Source organism: Rhodanobacter sp. A1T4, from assembly GCF_014207185.1.
Classification (GTDB): domain Bacteria; phylum Pseudomonadota; class Gammaproteobacteria; order Xanthomonadales; family Rhodanobacteraceae; genus Rhodanobacter.
This window is the reverse complement of record NZ_JACHCP010000001.1, coordinates 68,638-86,813: the sequence shown is the minus strand read 5'-3', so window position 1 is coordinate 86,813 and position 18,176 is coordinate 68,638. Positions and strand designations below refer to the sequence as shown.

The window sequence follows — 18,176 nt, the reverse complement described above, 5'->3', positions numbered from 1 at the left end:
AAAGATAATTCCTCAAGCTCCTTGGCGACTATTGTGTATTAGCGAAAGAGGCTTCGGTTGGCTGACGATCAGCGGCGATCAATCCGCTGCTGACTCCCATGTATTGATGTCGCGCCTTCACCGTAGGTCAGGGGAGTCCATCCCATTAGCGTTGGATCGAAAGCGGACTTCTCAGCTCCGGATGATACCCAGTCGGAACAAAAGCGCAGCCATCCAAAATTTACCCGCGCCCAAGTTCTTGGAACAAAAAATCAACCATGCCGGCCAGTTTGTGGCGTGGCCTTGGGTCGGGGAAATAGATCAGATCAACAAGGCGTGATGTCTGCAAGAACAACTGCAGAATAGGCACAAGTCGTCCGGAATCGACATCCAATTTCAGCAGCACTTCCGGCTCGAATATCACCCCTGCACCTTCCACCGCTGCGGCACACAAAGCGTGACCATCATTGCAGGTCAGACGCGAGTTGGCTGGCCATGCGTACTCTCGCATACCGCCGAAACATTGAGGAACTGCAAGCCGGTCGCTTACATCACGTCTGGCATCGCCGCTTGCTAGTAAGCACGGGAAATATCTGCTCAGGGTCGAGGCTGGGTGAAAACACCAAGTCGGTGTTCGATGTGCCCGGGTTCTCTACGCAGCCATTGATCGCTTGAACGACTACGCGCGCCAACAGATCAGCCTCAAACGCACTGTTGTGTTTCCCACAGCTGCCACCCAAACCGGACATCTCCGCGTCTGCCAGCATGCATTGACCGGACGTCCACGAACCTGTCCGCGGACACTGACACCTGACCGTAGCTGGCCATCAAGTACTTGAATTGACTTGCTTGAGTCGCGAATCCCCCGCTGGCACATGGCTTGCTGCACTTCGATACAACGGCGCCGTGTTCGTTTGCGTCCACGGCTGCAGCCATTGCCCACTTTCGTCTGGCTCGTTGAGCTCAGTGGTTGCCAGATATCCGTACCAGGGGAGTTTCCTTGACTATGTTCCGCACACGTCTTCTTTTCATACTGGCGTTGGTTGTCGGAACGGCCGCGGCCAATGCCTTCTCTTCCACGGCGCGCGCTGGCGCATCCAGCGCAGCGGCCACGCCGGCTCAGGGAAAACCGCCGCAAGCCGCGCCTATCGACTCGGACTGGCCTACGAACGGGCGCTACGCCACGGCACAGGGCGTGGTCTACGTGGGCCGTACCGCGGAGCCGCCGACCAAGCCTCAGCTCGAATACTTCGACGTGGCAACACATCGCATCGGCAATTTGGTGAAGATGGAAGGCAATCGGTACCGCACGCAGGAAAAACCTTATCTGGACTTTGACTTGCGGCGGCCAGAGGTCGCGGTGATCGAGGACAGGCATGCAATCGGCGACCGCCAAGGGCGCTTTGGCTTTTCGCTCTGGCATATCCGTGATGCGACTCATCGACCCTTGATCGTGCTGCTTGAAGGGGCCGATGACTCAACCCGCGACATGGGTTTCCTGATTCCGTATTTCGCGGCAAACGGCTTGGATGTGTTGACCTTCGACCAGCGGGGAACGGGTATTTCCAGCGGCAACTGGCGGTTTACCGGACCGGCTGACAAAGCTGAGGATGTCGAAGCAGCCCTGAAGTCGCTGGTCGGCGACACCGCCGTGGATTTTGCGCGGGTCGGTGCATGGGGACCCAGCAACGGCGGTTGGGTGGCTCCGATCATCGCCCACCATTACCCCTTGGCTTTCGTGATCCTGAAGAGCAGTTCGAGCGGCACGATCATCGACAACGTGTCCTACGAGGTCAGACAGGATCTGCTCCATAGCGGTCGTTTTTCGCCGCAGCAGATCGACGATGCGATGCGGTTCGAGAGGGGCTTGTTCCGCAATTTGGAAACCAACAGTGACTGGGCATCAGCGGGCACAGCGTTGAAGGAAGCTCGCACACAGCCGTGGTTTCCGTTGATGCGCATCCCGCCGGGCATCACAACGCCTCCCGCCCCCGCTATGTTGACGGCATTGCGTGCTTCATTGATTTACGATCCGCGATCCACGCTTGAACATGTCACGACACCTACGCTCGCGTTGTATGGCGCGCTGGATCGCAACGTCGATGTAGCGGACGGGCAGCGCGGGTTTCGTGCGGCCTTTGCCAGATCAGGCATGCGCGACTTCACTGTGCATGTTTTTCCAAGAGCGGACCATCTACTAATGCTGTCGAAGACCGGCTACGAGAGCGATGCGTTGGATCCTCCCCGCTTCGTACCAGGTTATCCCTCGATCATGATCGACTGGCTGAGCCGGCTTGGACTGACGGCTCGCACGACCCAAGCTGCTCCTGTCGAGCAGACTCGGTCGGAGACGAAATGAAAAATCCTGCGCAATACCGTTTTTCGTTCTCACTGGCAAAAAGAACGGTGGACTGACGCCGCGTAACAGCCCCATATGCGACAACACAAAGCCTCAGCCAACCGGCTTGATGGGCGCCGTTGAGCGTCTGCTTCTTGGCCGAGGTTGTGCGAAAGGGTGTGCCACCCCGTCACGGCGATGGGGTGCCGCATGAAGCGATTTGTCGAAGGTGCCGATCGTTTGCTGGGTGTCCTGTTTCCCAAGCAACTGGACGACTACATCGACGAGGAGAATCCAGTTCGGGTGATCGATGTAGTCGTCGATGAGCTGGACTTGGGTGAGCTGGGCTTCGCTGGCATGCGGCCCGCGGTGACGGGGCGTCCGGCGATTACCCCAGTACCCTGCTTAAGATCCATATGTATGGCTGCCTCAACCACGACCGCAGTTATAGAATATTGACTGACTAGTCACTTATTTATATGATGCGCATGCAACTCAAGGACAAAAGCTATGGCCAGACCGAAAAGCGACGACAAACGGAACGCCATCATGGCGGCAGCGACCCGCATCATCGCTTCCCAGGGACTGGGCGCAGCGACGGCAGCGATCGCGAAGGAGGCGGGCGTCTCCAATGGCTCACTCTTCACCTACTTCGAGACGAAGGCTGACTTGTTGAACCAGCTCTATCTTGAAATCAAGACGGAGATGGCTGCAGCAGCCCTGGATGGACGGCCAGCTGGGAGCAACATCCGCAAGCAGATGCTGCATATGTGGTCCCACTCGCTGCGTTGGGCGATGGCCTACCCCGAGAAACGCAGGACTCTCGCGCATCTCGGCGTGTCGGGCGATATCACCGCAGAAAGTCGTCAGACGGGGCACCAGACAATGGCCGGCGTAGCCAAACTGCTGGAGCGGAGCCGCGAAAATGGGCCGATGCGCGATGCTCCGTTGGGATTCGTCGTTGCCCTGATGAGCGCGCTGGCTGACACGACGATCGACTTCATGATCCATGACCCGACCAACGCCGATAAACATGCCATGGCAGGGTTCGACGCTCTTTGGCGGATGGTCGGCTAATTTTTTGACTTGATAATGTCTGACTAGACAGGCAATTAAATGGAGGCAAGTATGGCAAAGACTGTTTCGATGGGAAATCCCAGAGATCGCAAGGCCTACATCATCACCGGCCCGACCTCCGGCATCGGTCGCAGCACGGCACTCGAACTGGCCGAGCACGGCACCGTCGTCCTGGTCGGCCGCGACCGCAGGAAGCTCGACGAACTGCAGAAAACCATCACGCAAAGGGGCCAGCACGCGGTGTCTGTCGTGTGCGACCTGTCGGATCTTGCGAGCGTGCGGCGCGCGGCCGCGGAGATCGTCGCGCTCCATCTTCCGGTCGTCGGCCTGCTCAACAATGCGGGCATCATGCAGATGCGCCCCACGACAAACGCGCTGGGCTGGGACATGACCTTCGCAACGAACCACCTCGGCCCGTTCGCGCTGACAGAGGCGCTCGTACCGCATCTCCCTGACGGTGCGAATGTCGTCTTCGTCGCTTCCGCCGTGGAAGATTCCGAGCGCAAACCCGCCAAAGCCGTCGGCTTCCGCGGCGCGCGCTATATTTCAGCGGACGCGAGCGCGCGCGGCGAGTGGCAGCAACCCGGCGGTTCCAAAATGCCGGGCGCGGACGCCTATGCCACGTCGAAGCAATGCAATCTCGCGACGATGATGGTCTTCGCCCGTGAAACGCCGCGGCTGCATTTCAACGCGGTCGAGCCGGGCGTAAATCTTGCCACCGGTCTCGGGCAGCGCGATGCCAATGCCTTCGTGCGCTTTCTGTTGAAATACATCATTCCGTTGCTCGTGCCACTGCTCATGCCTTTCATGAAATTTTTGAGCACCCCGAAGCGAGCAGCGCACGTGATCACGAAAGTCCTGATCGATGCGTCGGGTCAGACCGGCGTCTATTACGACGAGAGTGGCCATCCGATGCTCGGCTCCGCTCTCGTGCGCGACCCGAAGTTCCAGGACCGCATCGTCGCCGAGACACGCGCCTTCCTTTCGACGATTCCAGCATAAAAGGAGGAAGCTATGATTTCCTCCAGCCGCACGCGTTTGGCATTCGTCATCAGCGCACCCTCCAGCACCGGTCGGGACTTCGCGTCCCGCCACCCGAAATGCTACCAAACCGTCCACCTCGCGGACTATTGAACGGCACGCTCTAGCGATGCCTTACGATCGGCGCAGATCTGGCAAGAGGCCACCACGAAGATCGGCGCGACCGTCCCAAATCGGCCAGGATCGGTCAGTCGTCATCGCTATCTGCCCACCAGATAGCGGACGTTGAAAGATCTTGCCAACAGGAGATCAAACGCTCCTCGTCGCCACGACCGGCGGCACGGCGGCGGCGCGCAGCGCCGGCCCCAACACGGCGAGCTGGCCGATCAACCACAGCGCGATCGCGCCGACCGGGAAATAGATCGCAGGCAGCCGCGGCAATTCGTAATGCAGCATCAGCAACAGGTTGATGCCGTAGGCCAGCACCATGCCAAACGCGATGCCGATCGTGGCCAGCAGGAAGTTCTCCGTCTGGAAGTAATGCAGGATGTTGCCGCGGGTGGCACCGAGTGCGCGGCGCACGCCGATGGTGCGGCGGCGCTGCCCGACCCAGAAGCTAGCCAGTCCGGCAATGCCCAGCGCGGTGACGATCAGCAGCGCCGCGATAACGCCCACCAGCATGCCGGCCATGGCGCGGTCGTCCTGAAAGTAGTCATGGCGTAGTTCATCATAGGTGCGCTGCTCCAGCACGATGCGGTTGGGATCGAGGCGGTTGAGCGCAGCCAGCGCGGATTTCAACACCTGCTCGCGATCCCCCGAGGTGGTGCGAATCACATAGCTTCCACCCTCCGTCGCGGTCAGCCGTATCGGAAACACGATGCTGTTCTGGGCACCCATCTGCAGCGAGTCCGGCCGTGCCAGCGGCGAGCTCACACCGACCACCTGCATCGGTATATCGTTGCCGAAGTAGATCATCTTGCCCAGCGCGTTCTGGTCTGGCCACAGGCGTGTGGCGACTGCCTGATCGATGATCACGGTGTGCGGCAGATTTTTCATATCGTCGCTGTGCAACGCGGGCAGCGCGGTTTTAAGGTCGACCAGCTCATCGGGCTGAAAATCGCGCCCCGAAATCAGCCGTAGACCCAGCGTCGCCAGTAGGTTCTGGCCGTAGTAGCTTGCCACCTCAAGCGATGTCTGCTGCTGTTGAGGGTGCAGCTTGATGCCGCTGTTGGACATGGAATAACCACTCAGCGGCAGCTGGTTTACCAGAGCTACCGCCTGCACCCCAGCGATCTGCCGCAGTGTCGCCAGATCGGTTTGCGCCTGCGCATAGGCATCCGGTCGATCGCCGATGTACGCAAACTTGATCTGCAGCAGTTCGTGGTCGGCGACGCCGCTTGGAATGTCCATACGTTGCAGGCGTTGATGGATCAAAAACACCGCGTTGCACACGATGGCGCACGTCAGCGCAATCTGCAAGATCAGCAGCAACGAAGTGATCTTGTGCCGGTGCAGGGTAGACAGAATCGGGCGGATATCCATATCAATGGCTCCTCAGTTGACGGGCGGGAGTGATCTGGCATGCGCGCCAGGCCGGCAGCGCGCCGGCCAGCAGACTGGCAACCACCGCCAGCACGAGCGTCATCATCAGCATCGCGCCATCGAGATGCGCCAGCGGCGCGTAATTCGCCGGCTGCTGTCGCACCAGCCACAGCCCGAGATACGCCAGAAGCAGGCCGCCAAGGCCACCCGCAAGCCCGATCACGGCGGACTCCACCAGCAGTTGCATGAACAGTGCACGCCGCGATGCGCCCAGCGCACGGCGCACGCCCAGTTCGACGGAGCGACGCAGGAACTTGGCCAGCATCAGGCCTACCGTATTGACCAGACACACGAGCAGGAAACCCAGCGCCAGCCAGTTCTGCAATTGCACGTCGCCGGGCACGACCTGCTCGTAGTCCAGCCACTGCATCAGATTGCGCAGGCGTACATTGGGCGAGCGCGGAAAGCGGCCCAGCGACTGCTGCTCCTGCGAGTAATGGATCAGAAACTGCCGGTACGCGTCGGCCTGGGCCGGCGTATTCAACTGCACCCAGAATTGCAGCCACACGCAAGGTGCCGTATGTGAGGGAGTGGCGCCGTCGCCACCATTGCCCCAACAATCGGCGCCGCCGAGATGCGCCAGATGCAGATCCTGCGAGGTGGACAACGGCAGGTAGATTCCTTCGTCCGCACCGTAACTCTTCAGGTTGAGATCGTAGAAATGCGGGTTCGGCCGCCAGTCACCCAGCACGCCGATGATGCGCAGGGCATGACCCTCCACGCGCAGCATGCGTCCGCTGCTGTCGCGACCACCGAACAGCTTGTCATTGAGCTTGCTGCTGATCACTACCACGGCTGCGCTAGCCGCATCCTCCGGCACGCCCCAGGCATGGCCGTACTGGAATGGCACACCGAACATGGGAAAGAAATCGGCGGTGATGTAGCGCGCGCTCTCGTAAAATGGATTGAGTGCGGACTGCGCTGGCTGGATAGCCACCGAACCGCCTGTCATCAGCGCCTGGCGATTCGCCCTCTTCGCCTGCAACAGGTTCATGCCATCGATCCAGGTAACTCGATCCGGCGGTTCGCCATGCGGTTGATAGTTACCCATATCGCGCGGGTCAACTTGTGGCGCGTACAACGCGCTGCTGCGCCCCGGCAACGGATCACCGGACAGCACGTGCAATACAGTCAGCGTGGTCATGCTGGCACCGATACCCAGCGCAATAGCCAGCACCATCAGCGCGGTGAGTACCTTGTTACGCCGGAGGCTACGCAAGGCAAGGTCAACGTAGTAGCCGAACATTCCTTTTCCCCTTCATTCACTTCCGCTTCTACAAATAAGCGTACGGACAACTCACACTTCCCATCACCGCAGACAGGAACAGCAAGGCGCGCATCACAGGACGCTCGCAACAGCCATCAAGTTCTCGCCTCGCAGCGATAAGCAGAAGCTTGATCCACCCGCAACCAGCTGGCAGCACATTTGGGGTGAATGGAGAGCTCGGCGTGGCAAGGGGGAACTACTGCCCCATGCGGACGAATAACGCTTCGCGATACCGCCGGCTGAGCCGGAGAATGCGGCCGTTGTTCAGATGGATTTCGTAGTCGCCCTTGAAGAGGGGGGTGAGTGATTCGATTGAGTTGATGTTCACCGCTGTCGACTTGTGAATCCGCACGAAGCGCTGTTCACCCAATTGGGAAAGCAGATCCTGCAGTGTCCTGCGTAACAGGTAGCTGCGCGCAGGTGTGTGCACGTGGACGTAGTTGTCGTCGGCTTCTAGCCATTCGATGGATGCAGCGTCGATCAGCTGTAGCCGTTCGCGATCCGGCACGAGCAAGCGCTCGCAAGAAGGAGCCCGTGCTCGTCCAATCGCCACCGCTGTAGCGCCGGACTCATGGCCGTGCAGCCGTTCGCGGACGCGCTGCAAGGTGCGCGCGAAACGATCCTGATCGTAAGGCTTGAGGAGATAATCGACCGCATTGAGATCAAACGCCTTCACCGCATGCTCGTCGAATGCGGTCACGAAGACGATCAGTGGCGCGCTCGATAGCTCGAGCTGCCCCACGACCTGGAGTCCCGACAACATAGGCATTTGTATGTCAAGAAAGGCAACGTCCGGGCGGAGCTGTTCGATACACTGCGCCGCAGACAATCCATCCTCAACCACCCCAACCACGTCCACGTCCGGTTGCTCCACCAGCCAACGTTCGAGCTTTTCGCGAGCCGGGGCCTCATCATCGGCGATGACGACGCGGATCATTGAATGATGCCCGTCAGCGGTATGGAGACTCGCGCGGCAACGCCGTCGTCCTCGTTACGGACCCGCAGGGACGCCGCATCGCCGTAGATGATGCTCAGCCGCTCCCGACAGTTGCGGAACCCCATCCCGTCATGATGCTCCGGTGCCAGCATGGAGCCGGAATTGCTCACGACGATTTCCAGCGAGCCGCTTTCGCGTCGGACGCTGATAATGATGCGTACGCGCGTCACCGTAGGCTCGACACCGTGTTTGAACACATTCTCAAGCAAGGGCTGCAGCAATAGTGCCGGAACGGGGATGTCGAGGAGCGTCTGATCGGTCTGCCAGCTCAGCGTCACGCGATCCCGAAACCGCTCGTGCATGATGCCCGCGTATAGCTCAAGCGTGCGAAGTTCTTCGGCGAGCGGCGTCATCTCATTCTCACTTGACCGAAGACTGATACGCAGCAGATCGCCAAGCGTTGCCACCAAACGGTCGGCTCGTGCTACGTCCGTATGCATCAGGGCAGAAACGGTATTGAGTGCATTGAACAAAAAATGCGGCCGCAGCTGACCCTGAAGCTGTGCAAGCTGCGCCTGGGCCAGCGCCTTCTGCGTTTGCAGCAAACGGTGCCGCTGGAGTTGCCACTGCCCATACGAATCGATACCAAACAGGATCCCGAGCCACAGTCCCGTAAAAATCGTCAGTTTGAAGCTCTCGTACACAACGACGAAGCCCCAGGTTGGGTGCTCGTAGATACGGCCCACGGCGGCATAGACGCCATGCCGTATCGAGTAAACCACCGTGATCCACGTGATGAAGACCAACGGCAACCAATGCAGGTAGCTAGCGAACCAGATCAAGGGCTTGTCCAGATACGGCGCATAGCGCTCGCGAACCCGGACGGCAAGCCACATCCATCCTGTTGAAACCAGTGCCGAACTCCCTTCCGACAGGACTGGCTCCCACCACCGGGTGAGCGGATCACGGAGCTGATCCTCGATGGAAACACCGATCATGAGCAGCCAGAATGCTGCCCACAACGCCCAAAACGTGACCAAGGTCTTCGGAGGAAACGTCGCGCCGTAGTCGGTGTGGACGCCTGCCGACAATGGGTGAGATAACACGTTCATGGTGATCGAGTGTAGCCGTGCCTGCGGCAACGGACGTTGCCTATGTGGCAAGCGGGACCTGAGAGGGGCAAAACGGCCATGGTCATGGCATTGAACGTCGCTTTGTCGGCACTTTGATGGCGCAGTCTCCTTTCCCCATCTCTAAGGTCAGTGGCTGCTTTGGTGGCGGAGCTGCTTCCGCTGGCAAGCTCCAGCGGCATTTCAGAGGCTACGCTGCTCCACGAACACGTACTCACGCTGGCCATCGCGCAAGGTCAGAGTGCGCTTTCCGTGCTGTTCTGCGGCGAGGAATTCGGTGTCCGACATATCCTCTCCCAAGGTGATGAAGGTCGTACTTCCATCGCCATTAGCGCGTGAGGCAACCATGCTATGCCATTCGTCAAAGTGAAAATCGATGTTCTTTCCTGACCGCGTCACCACGAGATTGCCGAGCGCGTCGTTGTGATACCGCGCCGCCAGGCGGTTGCCAGCCAAGCGATCGGCCGGAATCTGCAATGACTGGCGGAAGGCACGAACGTCGCTCTCGTTCCGCATAACCGCGGCCTGCAGTTGTCGATCGGCCTCAGGCTCTCCATCGAACACCTGTTCCATGAGCTTGCGCGCGAACGGGTCCATCAGCTCTCCGCCGGTATCGGAATTCGTCAAGATCACCGCACCGATGCCGTAATCCGGCAACCACATCATGTAGCTCTCATAACCTGGTCGGCCACCGCTGTGGTTCACCACAGTGACGCCCCAGTGTTTGTCGATTAGCAGACCCATGGCATATTGAATATCTTCGCTGACCAGCACATTTGGCGCGCGACGCTGCAGAAGATTTTCCTTCGATACCAGCTGATGACCGTTTGGCAAGACGCCATCAGCTAACTCCATCATTACGTACTGACTGAGGTCATGCGCAGTGGTCCAGAGTCCTCCTGCGGGTCGTCGTGCGCCGTAGCTTTGGGTATAGGTCATCGGGCTGACGACGAGCTTGCCGTCAACATCTTCGTCATGGGGTCGCGCGTAATTGCCCTGCATCGCCTTAGTGAAATCGAAGGTGCTGCGCGTCATGCCAAGCGGATCGAGTACCTTGCTTTGCATCGCGTCATTGTAGGCAGCTCCGGGTTCCTTGCCGGGTTCGGCGACGCTGCCGGCGATGAAGCCCGCTGCGGCTGGCAACACGTTGCTATATATAAAAACCTTGCCGAAGGGTGCGGTCGGCTGCATGGTGCCCAGGAACTGGATCAATGCGGCGGGCGTCATGCTCCAGTTGCGGAATTCCGAATCATAGTCCTGCGCCGGCATCCCCGTGCACTGGCAAGCAAGGTGCTTGATCTGAACTTCGCGCGTGACTCTGGCATCACCAAACTTGAAAGACGGATAGGCTTCAGTGACGGACTCGTCCCAACGCAATTTTTTCTCATCAACCAGTTCGGCCAACAACAGGGTGGTCAGCGCCTTGGTATCCGAAGCGGCGATGAACCTGGTGTCGGCATCTACAGGATCAGGCTTGCCCAATTCACGCACACCCAGGCCGCCAACGTAAACGATCTTGCCGTGATCGATAAGACTGAACGCTGCGCCAGGAATGCCCAGCTGCTTCATTCCACCAGCGACGAAATCCTTCATGACATGAATCACGTGCGCGTCGATCGGTCGTGCCGTCTTGCCAGCAAAACTCTCGCGCTTGTACCCATGTGGGTGCAGGCTTCCGAAGACAAGGACGATCGAACTCATCCGCTTTTCCCGCGTAGCCAAGCCCCCTTGATAGATCACGACCAACCAGCGGTTGTTTGCGCGTCTCGCGAAAGCCCTGGCCCTGACGATGCGCTTTTCGTTCGGCGACACTTTATATTCGAAATGCTGGATTTTCTCCCAACCATCACCAGGCCGGAGAGGCTCCGAAAGTTGCAAAGGTCGCTTGAAGCCCGGCTCGAACTCCTGCCATGCAGACGCTACGGCAGTGTCTGCATCCAACGCCTGGATATCCGTCACGGCGATCTGGAAATCCCCTTCGGGAGCACTCAGGACGATAAAGGAACCACGCGCAGCCATAGTCCAACCTGCCGGGACGGTAAACGTGGTGCCACCCCTGGTTGCACTTGGCGTATCGGTCGCCATGGTTTTCGGCTGATCACTGCCGGAAGCTGGCAAGTTCGCCGGGGTGGCACTCATCGCGAAAGCGTTCGATGCCAGCAACAACGGTATGCAACCGATGATTCTCTTGAACATCACCCACGCTGGCGTCTTGGCCATCCCCATCCCCCTTTGGCGTTCCCTGACAGCAGCATCCAGCCTAGCCGATCTTCGCAACAGTCGTTAGCGTCCTTCCAGCCTCCTCTCCGTCCGATCCACACCGTATCTGCCTCTGGGCGGCGGCTACCGGCCAAAGCACGGATGTTCGTAGACTTCATCGCAGAGATCTGTACTGACTGTGCCTACGAGAATAGGCGCGAATACTGGTTGGCAACCATCCCGTTTGACTCGCAACGGATGACCGAATTCTCGTCAATTTCGAAGCTGACGTCTCTTGAATCAGCTATGGGAAGCGGCATGTGAAAGACGATGGCTCAAGTACCAGGAAGGCGCACATTTCAGCATTGGAAAAGCATGTGCCTTAGCCGCTGAACTAGTATGTCTATACCTCGAGAGGAGAGTGCCTTTGCTGGCATATTTTTTTGTGCTGGTTGTGGCGCTGGTCGCGGGCTGCCTGAGTGGCGTTATCGGGACTGGATCATCGATCATGCTTCTGCCGGTGCTCGTGTTCGCTTATGGCCCCAAGGAAGCTGTCCCGATCATGGCCGTCGCGGCCGTAATGTCCAACGTGTCGCGTGTCGCGCTCTGGTGGCGTGACATGAATTGGCGGGCGTTCCTTGCCTATGCACTGCCAGGAGCGCCGGCAGCGGCGCTGGGTGCGCGTACTTTGTTGGCATTGCCAGCGCATGTTATCGAAGGCGCGTTGGGTGTTTTTTTCCTGGCTATGGTCCCTGCACGCTATCAGCTCGCCAGGATGGACGTCCGTATACGATTGTGGCAACTGGCTGTTGCGGGCGCTTTCATCGGGTTTCTAACCGGCCTGGTGCTCTCGACGGGGCCGCTCAGCGTTCCGGCATTCACGGCATATGGGTTACTGAAAGGGCCATTCCTTGCCACTGAGGCGGCCAGCTCCTTGGCGCTGTATAGCAGCAAGGTCTTTGCATTTCGTGAGCTAGGTGCATTGCCTGAAAGCGTGGTCCTCAAAGGTCTTATTGTTGGCTCATCGTTGATGGTCGGAGCCATTGCAGGAAAGGCCATCGTCTTGCGTATGAGTCCGAGCCACTTTCATCTCATCCTCGACGGGGTGATGATCGCTTCGGGGTTGTCTATGTTATGGGGCGCCTTCCATTAGTCCACTTCCCTAGGCGTCTCATCGTGCACGCATCAATCCGAGCAAATCTTGATCGACCAAAAACGCATAGCTGCATTTTCATACAGCCTTCGGTCGATAGCGGACGTTTCAGATCAGGCCAGGCGCCTTGAGGCCGAGAGCAGCCGCAATGACTTCGGTATATTTCAAGCCGGCTCCCGTGTTGAACAGTACGACGCGATGAGAGTCATCGAGAACGCCGGATTTGAGCAGCTGCGAATAGGCCGCCGTGGCGGCCGCTCCCTCGGGTGAAAGAAAGATACCCTCATTGGCGGCCCAGTCTTTCAGGGAGGAAAATATATCCTCGTCGGAAACGGCAACGGCCATGCCACCAGACGCGCGCAGAATGTCCAGAATGATGTAGTCGCCATAGGCTTTGGGCACGCGCAGACCTGACGCGGCCGTTTCCGGGTTTTGCCACATCTGGCTTGCGTCAGCACCTTCGTTGAATGCGCGCACGACGGGAGCGCATCCGGAAGACTGGATGGCAAACATGCGTGGGCGCTTGCCTGGCTTCACCCAGCCCAATTGCTCCAGTTCGTCGAAGGCCTTCCACATGCCGATAAGACCGACACCGCCGCCGGTGGGATAGAACACAGCGTCGGGGTATTCCCAGCCGAGCTGTTCGACCAGTTCATAACCCATGGTCTTCTTGCCTTCCACGCGAAAAGGCTCCTTTAGCGTGGAAATATCAAACCAGCCCTCTTGCTGCTTACGTTCGCCAACCATTCGCGCGCAATCAGAGATGACGCCATCGACGAGTGTCACCTTCGCACCGTATGCCGTGGCTTCCACATAGTTGGCGAGCGGCACGTCGCGTGGCATGAAGATGTGCGCCTCGATACCCGCCAGAGCGGCATAAGCCGCCAGCGCTCCTGCCGCGTTGCCTGCGGAAGGAACCGCCAACTTGCGCAAGCCGTAATGCCGCGCCATCGTCACTGCCAGCGCCAACCCGCGCGCCTTGAATGAGCCGGTGGGATTGGCACCCTCTTCTTTCAGGTAGACGCCGCGATGGCGCTTGCTGCGAAGCATGGGTGTCCACCCTTCACCCAGGGTCACCGGCTCCACGTCGGGAAGCACGGCGTGATACCGCCACATGCCACTCCACGGCAGCGAAGCCGCTTGACCCACAATATCGTTGGGCGAACTGCCATGCAGATGCGTAAGGTCGTACCTCACATAGAGCGCACCGGCCGGCTGGTCCGGACACTGCGTACAAAGCGTCTGCGGCGTGTCGGCCGATAGCCGTGCATGGCAGCGGGAGCATTCAAGATAGGCGATGGCAGGCATGGGAATTCGTCATGAGGTGGATGGAAAATCGCTACGGAACGGAAACCGAGAGCTCACGCAGAATCGCTCTGCGGTGGCGGTTCGGCGGCACCCTCCCAAGTGGCGACCACGGCAGCAGCGACGGAGTTGCCAACGATATTCGTGGCCGATCGCCCCATATCGAGGATGTGGTCAACGGCAAGCACAAGCGCTATGCCGCTTTCGGGAAGTTTGAAGTAGTGCAGCGTCACCGCGATAACGGCAATGGCAGCGCGGGGTACACCGGCGACGCCTTTGGTCGTCACGATGAGCAAGCCGAATAGCGCGACCTGCTGGGCCAGCGTCAATTCGATGCCATAGGCCTGCGCGATGAACAGAATCGCAAACGTGCAGTACATCATCGCCCCGTCCAGATTGAACGAATAGCCAAGCGGCAGCACAAAGCTTGCGATGCGCCGTGGAATACCAAAGTCGACCAGTTGCTCCAGCAGGCGTGGATAAGCGGCCTCCGAAGACGACGTAGCGAATGCCAGCAAGACGGTATGTCGGATACTGGAAATCAGACGAAGGCCGCGTGGCCCGACAGTCACCACAAGCGCGGCAATCAGCAGAGCCCACAGGATGCCAAGCGACAGATAGAAACCTGCCACGAACCGCGCATACGTGTCGACGATACCGATGCCATGAAGGCATATCGAGCTGGCCAGTGCAGCGAAGATCGCCAGTGGTGCGGTCTTCATCACATAGTCCGTCATCTTGAACATGATGGCGGCCAACTGCTCAACCAGCTCGACGAGCTTGGATGCCTTTTCCCTGAGCGCCGCCGCTGCCGTTCCGATAAAGATCGAGAAGACGACAATTTGCAGGATCTCGTTGTTGGCCATCGCTTCGACGATTGAACGCGGTATCAGGTGTGTCATGAAATCCGTCAAACCAAAGCTTTCCGCGTTGCTGCTGCTCACGGCCACTGGCGATACTTGCGCGTCCACGTGCAAATGCAGTGCTGCACCGGGTTGAAGCCAGTGCGCCATCACCAGGCCAACCATCAATGAAATGCACGACGCACCGAGAAACCACGCCATCGTCTTGATCCCGACGCGCCCGATCTCGGTGGCATTACCCATCCTGGCGATCGCCGACACCAGTGACGCGAATACCAGTGGCGCGATGACCATCTTGATGAGTCGAAGAAAAGCGTCGGTGATGATGGAGAGGTTCGCGGCAACCTCAAGCGCCTTCTCCGATGGCAGGGAACGGTTGCATAACCATCCGACGACAATACCCAGCACAGTAGCCGCAAGGATAAATACCGTGAACAGCCGTTGCCTGCCCAGCATCACCGGCGTGCAGCCATTCGGCTTGCATACCGCATGGAATGTCTCATCTCGCACCTGTTGACGATGACCATACTCCCGCTTTGTGATTCGAGGTTACCTCAGACATCCGCCAGGGTCTTCGAGTGACCTCGCATCATCGTTGCGATCACTCGCAGTTTCTGCGCGAGCCCTCAAACGGTGTCGCGTGGTGTGCGCGGCGTAATCATAAAAAGCAGGATTAGCACGACGGCCAGTACCAGATAAGCCCCCGTGAACTGCCAAACCAGTTGACGTGACACCTCATCCAGCGACCAGGGCAGATAGACACCGCCACTGAGCTGCACCGAATGAATGATGCCAAATAGGCTCAGTGCACTGCCAAGTAGCAGTATCCACGCGGCGCGCAAGGTCCGGCCATCGATCAGCGCCACCAGGAAGCTTGCCCAGATCATCGAGGTGATGATGAAACCATTACCGAGGATGGTAATCACCGCCAGTTCGGAAATACCGTGGCTATGGTCGGCGAACAGCACACCGAAGTGGTCGCTTGGCACATAGGTGGGATCGCTGAGCTTGATCGTCACCATGCGCGCAATGGCAGGAAAAAAGCTGAAGACCACCGCGGCCGTATAGCGGACCGGGGTCGCTTCGAATGCCTGCACGGTGATGCCAATCGCCACAAACACCAAAATCGGCGCCAGCACGGACAGAGGCAGCAGTTCGACCAGATTGGAGAGGTAGCCAAACACACCGCCAAGACCAATGACCAACCCGGTCAGCAAGGTGTAGCCGCTGCGAGCCCCCATCGCCTTGTAGGACGGCTGACCGATATACGGCGTGGTCTGCGCCACGCCACCGCAGAAACCCGCTACGAGGGTGGCCAATGCCTCCACCAGAAGGATGTCCCGCGTGCGGTAGTCATCACCCGCAGCACGTGCGCTTTCCGTGACGTTGATGCCGCCTACCACCATCAGCAGGCCGAACGGTAGGATCAACGGCAGATAAGGCGTGGCTGCCGCCAGGCCGTCGATCCATTGCAACGTCGGCAAGGGCAACGCAAAACGCCATTGCCAGGCGACTGGTGGGTGATAGCCACTGCCTAGCCAGCCCAGTGGGCCGAGCCCGTAATACAACAATGTAGCGACCACAAATGCCACCAGCACGCCGGGCAGCCCCAACGGCATGCGCGCCCGCGCTACCAGTGCGTACAACACTACGCCCAAGCCGGCAAAACCCACCACCGGCACCTTGAGTATCTCGACCAGCGGAAGAAAGCCCATCAGCACCAACGCGATACCCGCAATGGAACCGAGCAGACCCGCGCGCGGCACATGCCGCTGCACCATACCGCCAAAGAACGACAGCACAAACTTGAGCACGCCCATGATGACCAGCGACGCCATGCCCAACTGCCAAGTGGCAATCGCTGCGGCATGTTCGTCCAGACCGCTCTGTTTGAAATGCAAAAAGGCCGGGCCAAGCACCAGCAACGCCATGCCGATGCTGGTGGGTGCATCCAGGCCCAGCGGCATGGCAGTGACATCGTCGCGGCCGGTCCGTTTAGCCAGCCGACGCGCCATCGCGGTGTAGGCGAGGTTACCCAACAGCACGCCGAACGTGGTGCCGGGAAACATACGCAGGAACACGATATCGGCAGGAAAGCCGAAGATGCCGATCAAAGCAGTGGCAAGGAAGGCCATGATCGACAAGTTGTCGACCACCAATCCAAGAAAGCCATTGAGATCACCAGGCGATAGCCAGCGTTGCGGGCGGTTCGTGCCCATGTCAGAACGACACCTCAGCTGGCTGCGTTACGCGCAGCACCGACTGGTCGCCAGTGCGCTGCTTCCACGCTGTGCGGATCGCCTCCACCTTCGCGCGATTGGCAGCGGTGTCCGGGTAGTCGACGACCAGCATTTTTGAGCGCAGCCGCTCCGGAACCGCCTGCCCCTTGCCCTGCCATTGGCCGTAGACATCGACGACGCTCAGCCCGTCCGGGAAACGCGGGGTCACCTCAGCATCGAGAAAGTCACGCCAGCGCTGCTCGCTGACACCGTTGACCGTATCACCGGCAACGCCGAGCCCGAAATACAACTTCGTATCCACCCAGCCCTGAGCCCGGGCTGGGTGGGCCGCGTCGCCCTGCAAGGTAGCCGACGTCGGAGCAACCGAGGCGATGCAACCAGACAGCAATGCGGCCACTAACACGAACGACGAAAAACGCAAATAACCCATGGCTATTTCCTCATGTCCATTTGGACATCTATACGTATAAATGGACAAAGATATTTCGATATCCCCAAAGTATTGACAAGATATCTTACGCAATGCAACAAATAACCACCGGCCGCGATGCGGACCGGGCCCACTGCCAGTTGTACCCCGGGGAACCAAGCTTGTCGAACATGACGGACAACATGCTTGCGAACCCACACGCGCCGCATGGCATCACCATGCGGCGATGTTGTCCGGGCTAAATCCTAGCCCACGCTCCATCCACAGTCTCCGCCTTCAGACTCATCCCATCCTGCGGCAGCCATAACGACCCGCGTGATGGATTGTTGCACCCATAAGGAACCAGTGTGGGACAACAAACGTTGGGTCCTGCTCACCCGCCAGGGCGTCACCACACGCGTCTTCGATTTTGGCGACGGTTACGTCTCGACGCAAACCTATGTACCGCGCTTCCAACTGGATGCCGAAGTCGAGTATCGGGCGATGGAGCAGGTCAGCTTTGCGCTGGGCGGCGACAACATCACCACCAGTACCCCACCCGCCCCGACAGCGACATCAACTATGGCGGCAACTTTCCGTACGACCTGATCTCGCCGATCGGCAGCAATGGCGCGTACTGGTACGGACGAGTGCGCTACACGTTTTAAGCGAGGCAGCACCGTACTCCCGCAGGCC

General features: G+C 59.1%; 14 protein-coding genes and 2 pseudogenes. 6 read left to right on the top strand and 10 right to left on the bottom strand.

Going from position 1 to position 18,176, the window contains the following annotated elements; translation table 11 throughout:
- Positions 1 to 220 precede the first annotated feature (220 nt).
- Positions 221 to 490: a hypothetical protein gene (locus HDE80_RS00425; RefSeq protein WP_184666834.1), complete on the bottom strand. Its 270-nt coding sequence runs from the start codon at positions 488 to 490 to the stop codon at positions 221 to 223.
- Positions 491 to 985: 495 nt separating this feature from the next.
- Between HDE80_RS00425 and HDE80_RS00420 the strand changes: the two genes are divergently transcribed.
- The 4 genes and pseudogenes from HDE80_RS00420 to HDE80_RS00405 all read left to right on the top strand — a co-directional run bounded on the left by HDE80_RS00420 (position 986) and on the right by HDE80_RS00405 (position 4,396).
- Positions 986 to 2,338, top strand: a complete 1,353-nt coding sequence (locus tag HDE80_RS00420) for an alpha/beta hydrolase (RefSeq protein WP_255483549.1) — start codon at positions 986 to 988, stop codon at positions 2,336 to 2,338.
- A gap of 189 nt (positions 2,339 to 2,527) precedes the next feature.
- Positions 2,528 to 2,775: pseudogene (locus tag HDE80_RS00415) on the top strand (IS5/IS1182 family transposase); the annotation flags it as partial.
- 52 nt (positions 2,776 to 2,827) lie between these two features.
- Positions 2,828 to 3,394 carry a TetR/AcrR family transcriptional regulator gene (locus tag HDE80_RS00410; protein ID WP_184666828.1) on the top strand — a complete coding sequence of 189 codons (567 nt, stop codon included), beginning with the start codon at positions 2,828 to 2,830 and terminating at the stop codon, positions 3,392 to 3,394.
- Positions 3,395 to 3,445: 51 nt separating this feature from the next.
- A complete protein-coding gene (locus HDE80_RS00405) occupies positions 3,446 to 4,396 on the top strand; it encodes an SDR family NAD(P)-dependent oxidoreductase (protein ID WP_184666826.1) in 951 nt (316 codons plus the stop codon).
- 288 nt (positions 4,397 to 4,684) lie between these two features.
- Here HDE80_RS00405 and HDE80_RS00400 read toward each other — a convergent pair whose 3' ends face one another.
- The 5 genes from HDE80_RS00400 to HDE80_RS00380 all read right to left on the bottom strand — a co-directional run bounded on the left by HDE80_RS00400 (position 4,685) and on the right by HDE80_RS00380 (position 11,531).
- Positions 4,685 to 5,917, bottom strand: coding sequence for an FtsX-like permease family protein (locus HDE80_RS00400; RefSeq protein ID WP_184666824.1), 1,233 nt, complete (start codon positions 5,915 to 5,917; stop codon positions 4,685 to 4,687).
- A gap of 1 nt (position 5,918) precedes the next feature.
- Positions 5,919 to 7,223: an FtsX-like permease family protein gene (locus HDE80_RS00395; protein ID WP_184666822.1), complete on the bottom strand. Its 1,305-nt coding sequence runs from the start codon at positions 7,221 to 7,223 to the stop codon at positions 5,919 to 5,921.
- Positions 7,224 to 7,440: 217 nt separating this feature from the next.
- Positions 7,441 to 8,181, bottom strand: a complete 741-nt coding sequence (locus HDE80_RS00390) for a LytTR family DNA-binding domain-containing protein (protein ID WP_184666820.1) — start codon at positions 8,179 to 8,181, stop codon at positions 7,441 to 7,443.
- Positions 8,178 to 9,293 carry a histidine kinase gene (locus tag HDE80_RS00385; protein WP_184666819.1) on the bottom strand — a complete coding sequence of 372 codons (1,116 nt, stop codon included), beginning with the start codon at positions 9,291 to 9,293 and terminating at the stop codon, positions 8,178 to 8,180. The genes HDE80_RS00390 and HDE80_RS00385 overlap by 4 nt, the downstream gene beginning before the upstream one ends.
- A 201-nt stretch (positions 9,294 to 9,494) precedes the next feature.
- Positions 9,495 to 11,531, bottom strand: coding sequence for a serine hydrolase domain-containing protein (locus tag HDE80_RS00380; protein ID WP_184666817.1), 2,037 nt, complete (start codon positions 11,529 to 11,531; stop codon positions 9,495 to 9,497).
- 406 nt (positions 11,532 to 11,937) lie between these two features.
- Between HDE80_RS00380 and HDE80_RS00375 the strand changes: the two genes are divergently transcribed.
- Positions 11,938 to 12,663, top strand: a complete 726-nt coding sequence (locus HDE80_RS00375; protein WP_221437372.1) for a sulfite exporter TauE/SafE family protein — start codon at positions 11,938 to 11,940, stop codon at positions 12,661 to 12,663.
- Positions 12,664 to 12,771: 108 nt separating this feature from the next.
- On the opposite strand, the gene HDE80_RS00370 is transcribed toward HDE80_RS00375, so the two are convergent.
- From HDE80_RS00370 to HDE80_RS00355, 4 genes are all read right to left on the bottom strand, one after another.
- Positions 12,772 to 13,971 (bottom strand): threonine synthase, encoded by a 1,200-nt coding sequence (locus HDE80_RS00370; protein WP_184666815.1) that lies wholly within the window; start codon positions 13,969 to 13,971, stop codon positions 12,772 to 12,774.
- 53 nt (positions 13,972 to 14,024) lie between these two features.
- Positions 14,025 to 15,341: a dicarboxylate/amino acid:cation symporter gene (locus HDE80_RS00365; protein WP_221437371.1), complete on the bottom strand. Its 1,317-nt coding sequence runs from the start codon at positions 15,339 to 15,341 to the stop codon at positions 14,025 to 14,027.
- Between the two features lie 116 nt (positions 15,342 to 15,457).
- Entirely contained in the window at positions 15,458 to 17,050 is a 1,593-nt protein-coding gene (locus HDE80_RS00360) for a hypothetical protein (protein ID WP_184666813.1), read from the bottom strand.
- A gap of 1 nt (position 17,051) precedes the next feature.
- Positions 17,052 to 17,501: a DUF3574 domain-containing protein gene (locus HDE80_RS00355; RefSeq protein ID WP_184666811.1), complete on the bottom strand. Its 450-nt coding sequence runs from the start codon at positions 17,499 to 17,501 to the stop codon at positions 17,052 to 17,054.
- A 393-nt stretch (positions 17,502 to 17,894) separates the two neighbouring features.
- Here HDE80_RS00355 and HDE80_RS00350 point away from each other — a divergent pair.
- Positions 17,895 to 18,148, top strand: a pseudogene (locus HDE80_RS00350) (TonB-dependent receptor); the annotation flags it as partial.
- Positions 18,149 to 18,176: the final 28 nt, after the last annotated feature.